This is a genomic window from Bradyrhizobium erythrophlei, assembly GCF_900129505.1.
In the GTDB taxonomy this organism is placed as follows: Bacteria; Pseudomonadota; Alphaproteobacteria; order Rhizobiales; family Xanthobacteraceae; genus Bradyrhizobium; species Bradyrhizobium erythrophlei_D.
Genome location: NZ_LT670818.1, coordinates 2,027,667 through 2,042,627, shown reverse-complemented (window position 1 = coordinate 2,042,627; position 14,961 = coordinate 2,027,667). Strand labels below are relative to the sequence as shown.

12 protein-coding genes are annotated in these 14,961 nt (G+C 62.9%); 10 read left to right on the top strand and 2 right to left on the bottom strand.

Features of this window, described 5'->3' with window-relative positions; all coding sequences use genetic code 11:
* Nucleotides 1-38: 38 nt before the first annotated feature.
* Both B5525_RS09580 and B5525_RS09575 read right to left on the bottom strand, forming a co-directional pair.
* The gene (locus B5525_RS09580) at nucleotides 39-791 is read right to left on the bottom strand and encodes a sulfate transporter family protein (protein ID WP_079565788.1); all 753 of its coding nucleotides are present in this window, start codon (nucleotides 789-791) and stop codon (nucleotides 39-41) included.
* Nucleotides 792-868: 77 nt separating this feature from the next.
* Entirely contained in the window at nucleotides 869-2,278 is a 1,410-nt protein-coding gene (locus B5525_RS09575) for an MFS transporter (RefSeq protein ID WP_079565787.1), read from the bottom strand.
* Between the two features lie 156 nt (nucleotides 2,279-2,434).
* Here B5525_RS09575 and B5525_RS09570 point away from each other — a divergent pair, with 156 nt between their 5' ends.
* The 10 genes from B5525_RS09570 (at nucleotide 2,435) to B5525_RS09520 (ending at nucleotide 14,743) form a co-directional block, all read left to right on the top strand.
* On the top strand, nucleotides 2,435-3,628 hold the full coding sequence (locus B5525_RS09570) for a CaiB/BaiF CoA transferase family protein (RefSeq protein ID WP_079565786.1): 1,194 nt from the start codon (nucleotides 2,435-2,437) through the stop codon (nucleotides 3,626-3,628).
* The gene (locus B5525_RS09565; protein ID WP_079565785.1) at nucleotides 3,625-4,584 is read left to right on the top strand and encodes a hydroxymethylglutaryl-CoA lyase; all 960 of its coding nucleotides are present in this window, start codon (nucleotides 3,625-3,627) and stop codon (nucleotides 4,582-4,584) included. The genes B5525_RS09570 and B5525_RS09565 overlap by 4 nt, the downstream gene beginning before the upstream one ends.
* Before the next feature lie 109 nt (nucleotides 4,585-4,693).
* Nucleotides 4,694-5,107 (top strand): hypothetical protein, encoded by a 414-nt coding sequence (locus B5525_RS09560; protein ID WP_079565784.1) that lies wholly within the window; start codon nucleotides 4,694-4,696, stop codon nucleotides 5,105-5,107.
* Between the two features lie 100 nt (nucleotides 5,108-5,207).
* Complete coding sequence (locus tag B5525_RS09555; RefSeq protein ID WP_079565783.1) at nucleotides 5,208-5,615, top strand: FixH family protein; 408 nt, start codon at nucleotides 5,208-5,210, stop codon at nucleotides 5,613-5,615.
* On the top strand, nucleotides 5,612-7,027 hold the full coding sequence (locus B5525_RS09550) for an efflux RND transporter periplasmic adaptor subunit (RefSeq protein WP_079565782.1): 1,416 nt from the start codon (nucleotides 5,612-5,614) through the stop codon (nucleotides 7,025-7,027). Before B5525_RS09555 ends, B5525_RS09550 begins: the two co-directional genes overlap by 4 nt.
* A complete protein-coding gene (locus B5525_RS09545; protein ID WP_079565781.1) occupies nucleotides 7,024-10,209 on the top strand; it encodes an efflux RND transporter permease subunit in 3,186 nt (1,061 codons plus the stop codon). The genes B5525_RS09550 and B5525_RS09545 overlap by 4 nt, the downstream gene beginning before the upstream one ends.
* Nucleotides 10,210-10,267: 58 nt before the next feature.
* Entirely contained in the window at nucleotides 10,268-10,759 is a 492-nt protein-coding gene (locus B5525_RS09540; protein WP_079565780.1) for a sigma-70 family RNA polymerase sigma factor, read from the top strand.
* Nucleotides 10,759-11,382: a DUF1109 domain-containing protein gene (locus B5525_RS09535; RefSeq protein ID WP_079565779.1), complete on the top strand. Its 624-nt coding sequence runs from the start codon at nucleotides 10,759-10,761 to the stop codon at nucleotides 11,380-11,382. Before B5525_RS09540 ends, B5525_RS09535 begins: the two co-directional genes overlap by 1 nt.
* Before the next feature lie 652 nt (nucleotides 11,383-12,034).
* Nucleotides 12,035-12,604 carry a c-type cytochrome gene (locus tag B5525_RS09525; protein ID WP_244567861.1) on the top strand — a complete coding sequence of 190 codons (570 nt, stop codon included), beginning with the start codon at nucleotides 12,035-12,037 and terminating at the stop codon, nucleotides 12,602-12,604.
* Nucleotides 12,605-12,757: 153 nt separating this feature from the next.
* Nucleotides 12,758-14,743, top strand: coding sequence for a copper-translocating P-type ATPase (locus B5525_RS09520; protein ID WP_244567860.1), 1,986 nt, complete (start codon nucleotides 12,758-12,760; stop codon nucleotides 14,741-14,743).
* Nucleotides 14,744-14,961: the final 218 nt, after the last annotated feature.

The following is a 14,961-nucleotide window of genomic DNA, read 5'->3' as shown; positions in this document are numbered from 1 at the left end:
GTTCGAGACGCGCGAAGACGCGCTCCTCACCATGAGGATCAGATAATTGGCACACTGGTCTTCCGCCCCGGCTCGATCAGCTCCGGCCGCGGCCCGCTCAGGCGCTTGTGCATGTGGACCATGAAGGCCATGCCGAACAACGGCGTTGCCAGATTGACAATCGGGATCGACACGAAGGCGGCGATGAAGAGGCCCGCGGTGAAGATCACCGCCGCATTGTCCTTGCGCATCGCCTTGGCTTCCGCCGGCGGGCGGAACCGCATAGCCGCGAGTTCGAAATATTCCCGCCCCAACAGCCAGGCGGTGGCGATGAAGAAGGCTAGGAAGCCCACGCCTGCAAAGAACACGAACGGCAGTGCGATCAGATAGACCAGGATCGTCAACAGCGCGGTCTTGACGCCTTCGGTCATGGCGACACCGAGCGGCAGCGCCACGCCGGGGCGCTCCGCCGGATAGTATTCCAGCTCGACATGCTCGGCGACGTCGTCGACGAAAAAGCTCGCCACCAGCGAGGTGATCGCCGGCATCAGGAATACCGCGCCGAACACGACGCCGAAACCGGCGGCGACCGAGACAATCCAGGAAAGCACGTTGAGCGGGGTCTGGAAGTTAGGGCCCAGCATTGCCTCGGCCCAGCCTTCGCCCGAGGTTGCAAGCCAGCTCAACAGCCGCTGCAGCCCGATCGCCAGCACCGTGATCAGCACCAGCGCCAGCGCGATCGAGCGCCACAGGATGGAACGCATCGGCGGCGACAGGATTTGCGTAAGCGCCTTGACGGCGGCGTCCAGCATGGCGGTCTTACCTCAAGCGAGAAACCCTCGCGAGAGGTAGCCATGCGCGCCGGCTTCGGCAAGGCCAAACCGGTTGTTTAGGCATCAAGCGGCTTGCCGCGCACGTCGGGGCCGAAGGTCGCGATCGCTACAATCACGACGACCATTGCCGTCGTAATCAGACCGAACACGCCACTGATGCCGCCCTCACGCAGCATATAGGCGACGATGAAGCCCGAGAACATCGCGCTGACCCGGCTCATCGAATAAACCAGCCCCGAGGCGCGGGCGCGGACCGAGGTCGGAAACACCTCGGTCTGATAGGCATGATAGGCGTAGGACATCGTCATGTTGGCCGCGGTGAGCAACACGCCGCACAGGATCAGCAGCGTCGGCAACGTCAGTTGAGCAAACAGCAGCCCGAACACGATGATCGCGACGCAGGCGCCGCAGATGATCCATTTGCGCTCGAATCGGTCCGCAAAGCTTGCGGCCAAGAGCGGCGCGATCGGATAGGCGAAGGCGACGATGAAGGAATATTGCAGGCTTTTTGTCACCGTGATGCCCTTCTCGACCAAGAGCGTCGGCACCCAGTTGGCAAAGCCGTAGAAGCCGAAGGCCTGGCAGAAATTGAACACCATGAACAACACGACCAGCGACAAATACGGCGGTCTGAACAGATCGGCATACCCGACTTTTGCGGTTGCGCGCGCGGGCGGCGCCTCCCGCTTTTCCGGGCGCGCATCGCTGGCGCCGGCCTTGGCCTCCAGCGCCCGCAGGATTTTGACCGCTTCCTCGGCTCGTCCGTGGCGCGCCAGCCAGAGCGGGCTTTCCGGCACATACAGTCGCAAGATCCAGATGATCATGCTGGCGGCAGCCCCAATCAGCACCACCCAGCGCCAGCCTTCAATGCCGTAAGGCGCGAGAGGAACCAGCCACCACGCGAGCGCGGCGACGATGGGGACCGCGACGAACATCACGGCCTGGTTGACCGCGAAGGCGCGGCCCCGCATCCAGCTCGGCACCAGCTCGGTGATGTAGGCGTCGATGGTGATGATCTCGACGCCGATGCCGATGCCGGCGATGAAGCGCCACAGCAGCAACCCCGCGGACGTGGTCTGGCACGCCATCGCCACCGATGCCGCGGAGTAGCCGAGCAGCGCCCAGGTGAAGATCGCCCGCCGCCCGAACCGGTCGGCCAGAAAGCCGAGAAAGAACGTGCCGACGAACAATCCCGCGAAGGTCGCCGCGACGAACGCGCCGATCCCGGAAAAGCCGAAAAAGGCCTGCGTCGTGGTCGTCAACAGGCCGCTCTTGTTGAGGCCCGGCGCGATATAGCCGGTCAGAAACAGGTCGTAGATTTCGAAGCAGCCGCCGAGCGACAGCAGGATCACCAGCCGCCACAAATAGGCGGATGCCGGCAGGCTTTCGAGCCGCCGCGATATCTCGTCGGCCCCGCCGCGCGCAGATGCAAGGTCGAGTTCGCTGTCGATGCCGAGGGCAGTCATGACTTCCTCCCAGTGTTTTCTTTTTGCGCGCGGGACGCATTGCTGCATTGCCTCGCACGCTTTTGGCCGTCACCAGCCATGTTTATATTTGCTGGATACCGCCCGGAAGCCTAATTTGTCCGGCAAAGCAAAGTTTTAGGTAACCCAGGAGACGCCATGAGCACGCAGGACCTGCCGCTGACGGGGGTACGGGTCGTCGAAATGACCCACATGGTGATGGGCCCAACCTGCGGCATGGTGCTGGCGCAACTGGGCGCTGAGGTCATCAAGGTCGAGCCGCCGGCAGGCGACAAGACGCGCAGCCTGGGCGGCATGGGAATCTCGTTCTTTCCGCTGTTCAACCGCGGCAAGCGCAGCGTCGTGCTCGATTTCGAGAAGCCTGAGGACCGCGAGACCATGGATCGGCTGCTCGCCGGCGCCGACGTGTTCCTGGAAAATTTCCGCGACGGGCAGCTGGATAAGCAGGGGCTGGGTGCGGACGAGCTGCGCCGCAAATATCCGGACCTGATCGTCTGCGGACACAAGGGCTTTCTGTCCGGCCCCTACGAGCATCGGCCGGCGCTCGACGAGGTCGTGCAGATGATGTCGGGGCTCGCCGCCATGACCGGCACGGTGGCAAAACCGCAGCGGGTCGGCTCGTCTGCCAACGACATCATGGGCGGCATGTTCGGCGTGATCTCGATTCTCGCCGCGCTCTATCAGAAGCGCGGTGCAAAGGGCGCGAATGTCGCCAAGGGCGCCGACATCCGCATCGGCCTGTTCGAGAACTGTCTTTTTCTCGTGGCGCAGCACATGGTCGAATATGAGATGACCGGCAACAAGCCGCGCTCGATGCCGGAGCGCGAACATGCCTGGCCGATCTACGACATCTTCGAGACCGAAGGCGGCGAACGCATCTTCATCGGCGTCGTCACCGAAGGCCATTGGCAGAGCTTTTGCCGCGAGTTCGGCATGACGGAATTCCTGGACGATCCGGCCTTGCGCACCACCACCGATCGGATTCTCGCGCGGTCGAGGATCATTCCGCGCGCCGCCGAAGTGATAAAAACCTGGAATTCCGCCGAACTGTCGGCGCGGCTGGACCGCCTCAACATCTGCTTCTCGCCGATCAACCGCCCCGAGGATCTCTTTAGCGATCCGCATGTGCTCCGCCCCGGCGGGCTCGTCAACAACTTCAATGCCGATGGCGCGCCGTTCCGCGTGCCGGCGCTGCCGATCGAATGGAACGGCACCAATATCGGCGAGGGATTGAAGGTGCCGGCCCTTGGCGCCGACACCGCTTCCGTGCGCGCCGAACTCGACGAACAGGAATTTTCATCAACCGGCAAACCCGCTGCGAGGCTCGCATGACCCGCGTTCAAGACGTTTATCCCGGTGATCGCGTATCCCTGCGCGAGGTGGGCCTGCGCGACGGCCTGCAACTGGTGAAGCAGTTTCCGTCGACGGCAGCAAAACAGCGCTGGATCCGCGAGGAATTTGCCGCGGGCGTGCGGCATTTCGAGGTCGGCTCATTCCTGCCCGCATCGACCTTTCCGCAATTCGCCGATGTCCGCGACATGGTCCGTACCGTGGCGTCACTTCCCGGTGCGCACGGCGTTGCGCTGGCGCTCAACGAGCGCGGCGTCAACGAGGCCCTGGCGTCGGGCGTTGCCGAAATCGCTTCCGTGGTCTCGGCCACCGAAGAGCACAGCCAGGCCAACGCCAGGCGCTCGCGCGACCAGGCCATCGCCAACGTCAAGCGGCTCTGCGAATTGCGCGACGCCAGCGCGCACAAGCCGGTCGTCAACGCTGCCATCTCGATGGCGCTCGGCTGTTCGATCGCGGGACCGGTCGACCCCAAAGAGGTGCTAAAACTCGTCGAAAAATGCCTGGAGGCCGGGGTCGACTTCGTCACCATCGCCGACACCGTCGGCTATGCCGGCCCGAAGCAGGTCGGCGAACTGACCGCGGCCGTCGTCAAGCTGTCCGGCGCCAAGCCGGTCTGCATTCATCTGCACGATACCAGGGGCATGGGCATCGCCAATGCATCCGCCGCGCTCGATGCCGGCGCCCGCATCCTCGACGGCTCGCTGGGCGGCTTGGGCGGCTGTCCGTTCGCGCCGGGCGCGACCGGCAACGTAGTGTTCGAGGATCTGGCGTTCCTCTGTGAAAGCAAGGGATTTGCCACCGGCATCGATATCGAGAAACTGGTCGCTGTGCGCTCGATCCTGAAAGCGGAGATGCCGAACGAGCCGCTCTACGGCGGGCTGGCCCGCGCCGGGCTGCCGGCGGGCAGAACCGTCCCGGAAGGGGCGCTTGCGGGCTGATTCGGACCGAAATGGACGCAAATCGACTTGATTGTGATCAATGCCCGCTTGATAGAAGTCTCCTAAGCTGAAATTAATGACCGCTACAAGTCTGTGAGAATCTGAAGTCGTGAAACCGCACTTCGCCATACGCCGTTTGCTCGCGATCCTGATGATCGCGGGCCTTGCGTTGGCTCCGGTTTCCCGGCCGGTCATGGCGACGACGTCCTCGCAAGCGTCTCACGAGATGATGGCGGATGAGATGACCTCGCCGGAAATGTCCTCGTCCGAAATGTCGGCGGATACGATGGACGAGATGGCAAGCGATATGCCGTGCTGTCCGTCGAAGGCGCCGATGCCTGTTGGTTGCGACGAGTGCGTCTTCATGGCGGCCTGCGGCTCCATCGGCTTTCCGGCGCTGTCGGCGACCATCGCGCATCCGTTTCCGATTCTGTCCGACACGATTGCGCTCCAGCGCAACGATGCCTGGCCGGATGGCCTCGGCCACCCGCCGCCCGATCATCCACCTCGACGTCTGGTCTGAACGGCGCCTCGGCGCCGTTTGCTGCCGCGCGGCCTGATCGGCTGCGCGAATCGACGCATGCCGCCTTGCGGCACGACCATGACATCAGAGGATTTTTGCAATGAAGACGTTGAAATTCGCGCGCGCCCTCCAGGCCGCGCTGTGCGGCATCGCCGTGATCGGTTTTGCGCCATCGGCGCTGGCCGACATCAAGGACTATGAATTCAAGCTGGTCGAGCCGACCGTCGCCGTCGGCAAGGACAAGATCGTCACCGTCCAGCTCGTCAACAAGAAGACCGGAAAGCCGGTGCCGGACGCGGTGATCTTCGCCACCCATCTCGACATGGGACCGGAAGGCATGCCGGAGATGGCCACCAAGATCGTGCGCGAGCCGGGCGGAGAGCCGGGCAGCTACCGCTTCAAGGCGGCCTTCGGCATGGAAGGCAAATGGCTGCTCTCGCTCGGCGCCAAGGTGCAGGGCGAGACCGGCACGGTCGAAAGCAAGCTCGTCATTACGGCGCAGAAATGAAACGCGCCCTCCTCGCGAGTGCCACCGTCGCCGCTGTGCTAGCGGCGGCGGGCGGCGGATTCATCGGTATCCGCGGGCACCTTCATCCCACAAGTGCCGCGGCCGTCGCGTGGGTTTCGCCGGCCGTCGCGCAGGCGAGCGACGAGCCGATCTATTATCAGGACCCGGACGGGCATCCGCTCTACTCGCTGACGCCCCGGAAAACGCAGGACGGACGCGATTACCGCGCCGTGCCGCCGAGCGCCGATCTCAGCTTCGAAGGCGAACCGATCGCCGCGCCTGCAACGACGGTCGCAACCGATCGCAAGATAAAGTTCTACCGCAACCCGATGGGATTGCCGGATACCTCGCCGACCCCGAAAAAGGATCCGATGGGGATGGACTACATCCCGGTCTATGAAGGCGACGATGCCGATGACGGCTCGATAAAGCTGTCGCCGGGAAAGATCCAGCGCACCGGCGTCAAGTCGGAGCCGGCAGCACCCCGCGTCATCCGCACGGCGATTCGCGCTTTCGGCACTATCCAGCTCGACGAGCGCCGGGTCTCCGTGATCTCGATGCGATCGGAGAGCTGGGTTCAGAAAGTCACCAATGTGACCACGGGCACCAGGGTGACAAAGGGCCAGCCCTTGATGGAGATCTATAGCCCGTTGATCTCCTCGGCGGCGGCCGAATACATCGCCACCATCAATTCCAAGACCACCGGCAGCAGCATCGTCTATGGGCGTGGCTCGCGGCAGCGGCTGCAAAATCTCGACGTGCCGGATGCCGTGATCGCCGCCATGGAAAAGACCGGAAACGTCCCGATCGCGATCGAATGGTCGGCGCCGCGCGACGGCGTCGTGCTCGAGCGCAATGCCATCGAGGGGATGCGCGCCCAGCCCGGCGACGTTCTGTTCCGCGTCGCGGACACTTCGGTGGTCTGGGCGGTGATCGACGTCGCGGAGCGCGACCTCGGTTCGCTCCAGGTCGGCCAGCCCGTCATCGTGCGCGCGCGAAGCTATCCGGGCCGCGAATTCGCGGGTCAAATCAGCGTGATCTATCCACAGGTGAACAAGGACACCCGCACCGCGCGCATCCGGATCGAATTGTCCAATCCGGATTTTGCCCTGTTGCCGGATATGTATGTCGACGCAGAGATCGTCACCGGCAATCCGCAAGCCGTGCTCGCCGTTCCCGAGAGCGCGGTGCTGGATACCGGCAGCCGGCAGGCGGTGTTCGTCGACAAGGGCGAAGGCCGATTCGAACCGCGCGACATCAAACTCGGCCATCGTGGCGGCGGCTATGTCGAGATACGCGAAGGCGTTGTCGAGGGCGAGCCGATCGTGGTCGCCGCCAATTTTCTGATCGACGCCGAAAGCAATCTGAAGGCGGCGTTGAAGGGCTTTTCGGACGCGGGAGAAAAGCAATGATCGCCCGCCTCATCGCCTGGTCGGCGCGCAATCTGCTTTTGGTATTCTTCGGTGCCGGCTTCGCGGCCGCCGCCGGGATCTACGCGCTGTCGCACCTGCCGCTCGACGCTATTCCCGATCTCAGCGATACCCAGGTGATCGTCTACACCGAATATCCGGGACAGGCGCCGCAGGTGATCGAGGATCAGGTCACCTATCCCCTGACCACGGCGATGCTCACGGTGCCGCGCTCAAAGGTGGTGCGGGGATTTTCCTTCTTCGGCGTGTCGTTCGTCTACGTCATCTTCGAGGACGGCACCGATATCTATTGGGCCCGCTCGCGGGTGCTGGAATTCCTCAACAGCGCGGCGTCGCGGCTGCCGGCGGGGGTGGCGCCGACGATCGGCCCGGACGCCACCGGTGTCGGCTGGGTCTATCAATACGCCGTGATGTCGAGGGAGTTGAACCTTTCGGACACGCGCACAATCCAGGACTGGAACCTGAAATTCGCGCTCGCGAAGGCGGAGGGCGTTGCGGAGGTGGCCAGCGTCGGTGGCTTCGTCAAGCAATACAATATCATCCTCGATCCGCAGCGGATGCGCGATCTCGGCATCAGCATGCAAAAAATGCGCGATGCGATCCGCGCCAGCAACGCCGATGTCGGCGGCCGCACCGTCGAGCTCTCCGAATTCGAATATGTCATCCGCGGCAAGGGCTATCTGAAAGGCATCAACGATCTCGGCAATATCGTGCTCAAGACCAGCAACGGGACGCCGGTGCTGCTGCGCGACATCGCGCGCGTCGAGCTGGGACCGGACGAGCGGCGCGGCATCACCGAACTGAACGGCGAGGGTGAAGTCGCCAGCGGCATCGTGCTGCAGCGCTTCGGCGTCAACGCGCTCGACGTGATCGAGGGCGTCAAGAAGCGTTTCAAGGAAATCGCCAGCAGCCTGCCCGGCTCGGTCGAGATTGTCGCGGTCTATGACCGCTCCAACTTGATCAACGCGGCGATCGAGACGCTCAAGCACACGCTGCTCGAGGAGAGTCTTGTCGTGGCGCTGGTCTGCATCGTGTTCCTGCTGCATTTCCGCAGCGCGCTGGTCGCGATCGTGATGCTGCCGGTCGGTATCCTCATGGCGTTCGGCACCATGAAGCTGCTGGGGCTAGGCGCCAATATCATGAGTCTCGGCGGCATCGCGATTGCCATCGGTGCCATGATCGACGCGGCGATCGTCATGATCGAGAACGCGCACAAGCACCTCGAACGGGCCAAGCCGGGGCGTCAGCGGATCGCGGTCTTGATCGAGGCCGCCTCGGAGGTCGGGCCGGCGCTGTTCTTCAGTCTTCTGATCATCACCGTCTCCTTCATGCCGATCTTCACGCTGGAATCGCAGGAGGGACGGCTGTTCAGTCCCCTCGCCTTCACCAAGACGTTTTCGATGGCCGCCGCGGCGCTGTTGTCGGTCACGCTGGTGCCGGCGCTGATGGTGGTCTGCGTCCGCGGCCGGATCGTTCCCGAGCACAGGAATCCGATCAACCGGTTCCTGATCTGGATCTATCGGCCGGTAATCAAAGGCGTGATGCGCGCAAAAGTGCTGGTGATCCTGGCCTCGCTCGCGATCCTCGCGGTCACGATCTGGCCGGCACGGCAATTGGGCACCGAGTTCATGCCGAGCCTCAACGAAGGCACACTGCTCTATATGCCGACCACCCTGCCCGGCATTTCCGTGACCAAGGCGGCGGAACTGTTGCAGACGCAGGACCGCATCATCCGCTCATTCCCTGAGGTCGCGTCGGTCTACGGCAAGGCCGGCCGCGCCTCTACTGCCACCGATCCTGCGCCCTCGGAGATGTTCGAGACCATCATCAATCTGAAGCCGAAGGCGGAATGGCGGCCGGGGGTGACGACCGAGAGCCTGACCGCCGAGATGGACCGCGCGCTGCAGTTTCCCGGCGTTTCCAACGCCTGGACCATGCCGATCAGGGCGCGCATCGACATGCTGTCGACCGGCATCCGCACGCCGGTCGGGGTCAAGGTGATCGGCACCGACCTGGTCGAGATCGACAAACTTGCAAAGCAGATCGAGCAGGTTCTCAAGGCCGTGCCGGGAACCTCGTCGGCCTACGCCGAGCGCGCGCTCGGTGGCTATTATCTCGACGTGACGCCAGACCGCGCGGCGCTGGCGCGCTACGGCATCATGATTGGGGATGTCCAGGACGTCATTGCCACCGCGCTGGGCGGCCAGACCGTGACCACCACGGTGGAGGGCCGCCAGCGCTTTTCCGTCAATATGCGCTATCCGCGCGATCTCCGGAGCGACCCGCAGGCCATCGCCAGCGACGTGCTGGTGCCGCTGCCGAACGGCGGCGCGGTGCCGTTGGGAGAGGTGGCAAAAGTAGCACCCTCGCGCGGCCCGACCTCGATCCGCACCGAGAACGGGCAACTCGCCGTCTACATCTATGTCGACATCCGGGATCGCGATCTCGGCGGCTATGTCGCCGACGCGCAAGCGGCGGTGAGAGCAAGCATACAGTTTCCGGCCGGCGCCTATGTGGTGTGGAGTGGGCAGTACGAATACCTCGAACGCGCGGCGGCGCGGTTGAAGATCGTAGTGCCGGTGACGCTCGCGATCATCTTCCTGCTGCTTTATCTCAACTTCCGCTCCTTCACCGACACCATGATCGTGATGCTGTCGCTGCCGTTCGCGCTGGTCGGCGGGATCTGGCTGATGTGGTGGCTCGGCTTCAATCTCTCGGTCGCCGTCGCCGTCGGCTTCATCGCGCTCGCCGGCGTCGCCGCCGAGACCGGCGTGGTGATGCTGATCTATCTCAACCACGCCCTGGCGCAGACACAGGCGAGATGCGAGGCCGAAGGCCGCGCACTTTCGAGGGCCGATCTCTACGACGCCATCATGGAAGGCGCGGTCGAGCGGGTGCGCCCGAAGATGATGACCGTGGTCGCCATCATGGCGGGCCTCCTGCCGATCATGTGGAGCACCGGAACCGGCTCCGAAATCATGCAGCGGATCGCGGTTCCCATGATCGGTGGCATGATGTCGTCCACGTTGCTTACCTTGATTGTCATCCCCGTCATTTACGGGCTGGTCAGGGGATTTGGATTGCTTCGCGAACCGGATGTCGCAGTTCCAGCGGAACAGGATAGCCGGACAGGCGATCTGGGGCGTTCACAGGCAGCGGAATGACGTGCCGGCCTATGTAACCAAACGGGCTGGATCAGCGAATTAACAGAGATGAGCTCGCATGACGACCGATGAAATCGAACTCAAGGCCTTGATGCTTGCCGGCCTTGACGGCGACGCTAAATCGCATCGTGCGTTGCTGGAACGTTTGAGTAGGCGTTTGCGCGCATATTACAAAGGTAAACTTGCCGGAATTGGGAGGGGCGCGGCGGAGGCCGAAGATCTGGTTCAGGAGGCGGTCCTTGCGATTCACTTGAAGCGGCATACCTATGACCCCACCGAGCCTCTGACTCCGTGGGTGCATGCCATTGCACGCTACAAATTGATCGATTTTCTGCGTCGGACGCGCGCCTCGTTCGATGACGTGCCGATCGAGGAAGCCGATATGGTGATGGCGCGTGATGACAATGTCGACGCCGAAAGTACATATGATATCAAACGGCTTCTGCAGCGCCTGCCGGAGAAAATGCGATGTTCCATCGAGGCCGTGAAACTGGATGGACGAAGCATCGCGGAAGCGGCGGACCGGTGCGGCATCTCTGATCCGGCGTAATCGCCCTTCTCAGCACCAATCTGGAACCGGCCGACCGCAGGTCGTTCGCTCGCACGCTTTGTGTCGAGCTCGCCATAGGTTCGATAGCGGCACTGGGTCTTTCGTTCGCAGGACTAGGCGTTCGTCCGGATCTGACGACGGCCCGCGCGTTCATTTTTCTCGCGGTGAAGCTCTCTTTCGCTGTCGGCATCGTCGGTCTCGCATCGGTTTATCTGACAAGGCTGGTACGTCCCGGTCGGGAGCGAAAGACTTTACCCGTTCCGATCGTTTTGCCGTTTGTCGGCATCGTGCTGCTTGCTGCGATCAGCCTGGGGCTCGCACCCGGCACACATTGGAACAGGATGATCGCGGGAGACGAATGGCTGGAATGCCTGCTCTCGATTCCGATCATCGCGATCGTGCCCTTCGCTACCGCCATTTGGGCAGTGCGAAGAGCCGCGCCCACGAATCTCTCGCGCGCGGGAGCTTTCGCCGGTCTCATTGCAGGTGGCGTGAGCGCGATGGCCTACGCTCTTCATTGCACGGATGATTCATTGGCATTCGTCGCGGTCTGGTACGGCGGCACGATCGTGCTGTGCACGTTGGCAGGCGCGGCATTGGGACCGCGGCTGTTGCGTTGGTGATCGGATTGCTTGCCAGTTTCACGTCAGCGTGGCCTGTAACCGGCAAGCGAAAGCCTCCGAACTCATCATTAGAAGCGCACAACGCGCTTCGAGCAATGATGGAGACGGACGATGTTAAAGAAAAGCTTTCTCGTACTTTCACTCCTGCTGCCGCTGACAGCGCTATCGGCCACAGCTCAGGCTGGCTTGACGATCTCGGACCAGCGCTCTTGGCCGAGCGAGGCCAGGCAGAGCGTGCAAAGCAGAACCGGGCACGTGCCAGGTGATTTGAATTCTGCATATGCTTACGACCGGGCTGTACCGCGATCAGAGCCCACGGCGAATGCGAGCGATGGTGAAGCGATTTCGCGCTATCAGGGTGGACCAAAATCCCCGTGGTGATTGCGAAGTTAGCCAATCTCTGTGGGAACGGATCGCTGGCGGTCTCGACCGGGAACGCCAGCGCATACGTTCGGACCGCTCAGGTGATCGATACTTGTCCGGTCAGGTACCCGGAAGCAAGGGAGGCTGAGAAATGAGCAGGTACGGAATAACTGCGCTCGCAACAATTGCACTCCTCTCGCCCGCGCTTGCTCAAAATAGCGATGCTAGCCGAGGTCGGCAGGATTTCCGGGCTTGCGCGCCGTGCCATTCGCTCGAAACCGACCGGAACATGACGGGGCCCAGCCTCGCCAACCTTTGGGGGCGGAAGGCCGGCGGACTGTCGAGCTTCGAACGCTACTCCGATGCGCTCAAATCGTCGGGGATCATCTGGGACGACCGTGCGCTCGACGGATGGTTGACCGATCCGCAGCGCATGGTGCCGGACAACGATATGCCCTTCGAAGGCATCAAGGACGCCGGCGTTCGTGCGGACCTGCTGGCTTTCCTCAAAGAGGCTACCAAACCGGGAGCGCCGCAACAGACGACGCAGCAAGGCGGCATGAAGGGCATGGGAGGCATGATGGGTGGCGGCGGACACGATCCCAACCTGAAGAGTCTGGAGCCCGCCAAACGGGTCAAGGCGATCACCTATTGTCACGACACCTACCGCGTGACCACCGCCGACGGCAAGACACGGCCATTTTGGGAACGCAACCTGCGCTTCATGACGGATTCGAGCCAAGATGGGCCGGAAAAAGGGGCACCAGCGATCATGCCGGCCGGTATGATGGGCGATAGGGCCGCGGTGATTTTCGCAGCGCCGGAAGAAATCACCAAGATGATCGAAGCGCGATGTTGATGCGATCCGACCTCACAGCCGCCACAGCCGATAGATGGGATAACCTGACCTGGATAAGATGAGGGCACCATGGATCACGCTCACGCCCATGAACATCCGCATCAACAGCCACACCAAGCGCGCGAACATTCCGCTGCCGGGATGGCAGGCGCAATGCATGCACATGCCGGACATGGCGATCATGCCGCGATGGTGGCGGATTTTCGCCGCAGGTTTTGGCTGTGCCTGGCACTGACGCCGCCTGTCCTGCTCCTGTCGCCGATGATCCAGCACGCGCTGGGGCTGGGCGACGCGCTGAGGTTTCGGGGCGATGGTCTCGTGCTGTTCGCGCTCTCGTCGTTCATCTACGGTTACGGCGGCCGGCCGTTCCTGATCGGCTTCTCGGCGGAGTTCAGGAACCGCGAGCCGGGCATGATGACGCTCGTCGCGGTCGCGATTTCGGTCGCCTTTTTCTATTCGGCGGCGGTGACTTTCGGCCTTCAGGGCGTGTCCTTTTACTGGGAGCTGGTGACACTCATCGACGTCATGCTGCTCGGCCATTGGCTCGAGATGCGTTCGGTCATGGGAGCGTCGCGCGCCTTGGAAGAGCTGGTCCGGCTGCTGCCGGACACGGCCCTGAAGCTCGATGCGCAAGGCAATATACAGGAGGTTCCGGTCAGCTCCTTGCAGCCGGGTGACCGGGTGCTTATCCGGCCAGGCGCCAAGATTCCGGTCGACGGCGTAATCACGGAAGGGGAATCCTCCTTCAATGAGGCAATGCTGACCGGCGAGTCCCTTCCCGTCTCGAAGAAGCCCGGAGATGTCGTCATCGGCGGCGCCATAAACGGGGCCGGCGCCGTGACGATCGAAGTCAAGGCCACCGGCGAGAAGACCTACCTTTCACAGGTCATCGAGATGGTCAAGCAGGCTCAGGCGAACCGTTCGCGCACGCAGGACCTCGCCAACCGCGCGGCGGGCTGGCTGACCTACATCGCCCTGATCGCCGGCTTCGGTTCGTTGGGCTTTTGGCTGCTCGCCGGCCAACCCTACGAATTCGCCGTCGAGCGCATGGTGACCGTAATGGTCATCGCCTGTCCGCATGCGCTCGGGCTTGCCGTGCCGCTGGTCGTCGCCGTCTCAACCACGCTCAGCGCCAGAAACGGCCTGCTGATCCGCGACCGGGCCGCCTTCGAGAGGGCGCGCAATCTGACCGCGGCGGTGTTCGACAAAACCGGGACCTTGACGGAAGGCCGGTTCGGCGTGAGTGACATCGCTGTACTGGCGGATGGAGACGAGGCGGAGGAGTTGCGCTTCGCCGCATCAGCCGAAAGCCAGTCCGAACATCCAATCGCAAAAGGCATCATGGCTGCTGCAAAGGAACGGGGCATCGCTGTTCCTCTTCCCGGCAGCGTCCGCAATATCGCGGGCGAAGGGATCGTCGCCGTCGTGGAAGGCCATGAGGTCCGCGTCGTAAGCCCTGGATATCTCACAAGGCTGGGCCGTACCATAAGCGATCCGCGCCTGCGTGCGCTCGAGGCGCAAGGCAAGAGCGTTGTGGTCTTGCTCCGCGCCGGCGAACCGCGCGCGCTGTTCGCGCTGGCCGACATCGTGCGGCCGGAATCCAGGGAAGCGGTGGCTCAACTGAAGAAGCTTGGAATAAGTCCAATAATGCTGACCGGGGACGCCAAGGGAGTCGCAAAGGTTGTTTCCGCCGAACTCGGCATCGACGAATACATTGCGGAGGTACTGCCCGATCAGAAGGCCGCAAAGATCAAGCAGCTGCGTGACCGCGGCTTACGCGTCGCCATGATCGGCGATGGCGTCAACGATGCTCCCGCACTTGTCGAGGCCGATCTTGGAGTCGCGATCGGCGCCGGCACGGATGTGGCGGTGGAATCCGCCGATGTGGTGCTGGTCCGCAATGATCCGCGAGACGTGGCCGCGATCCTCGGCCTGTCCCGCGCAACTTACGCGAAGATAGTGCAAAACCTGATCTGGGCGACTGCTTACAACGCGGTTGCCATCCCCATGGCGGCCGGCATCACCTTCGGCACCGGCTTCCTGATGACGCCCGCCGTTGGGGCAGGCTTGATGTCGGCGAGCACGGTCATCGTGGCCATCAACGCGCAGTTGCTTCGGTTTTATCGGAAGAAAGGCTGAGCCTGCCCACCTCCAGCGCTGACGTCGCGTCGGACATGAAGCACCGGCAGGTCGAACCGAATGCCGCACCAAGTCGCCGTGCGTCAAAGCGCCTGTACGCCGAGGACGTTCGCTGATATGCTTCCGTGATCAGGACAGCAAGTCGCACTCCGCTAACCGGCTCATGGCTCCGTTTAGCAATGCAGAGCCTTCAGATCCAATCAAGATCCCGCTCGCAT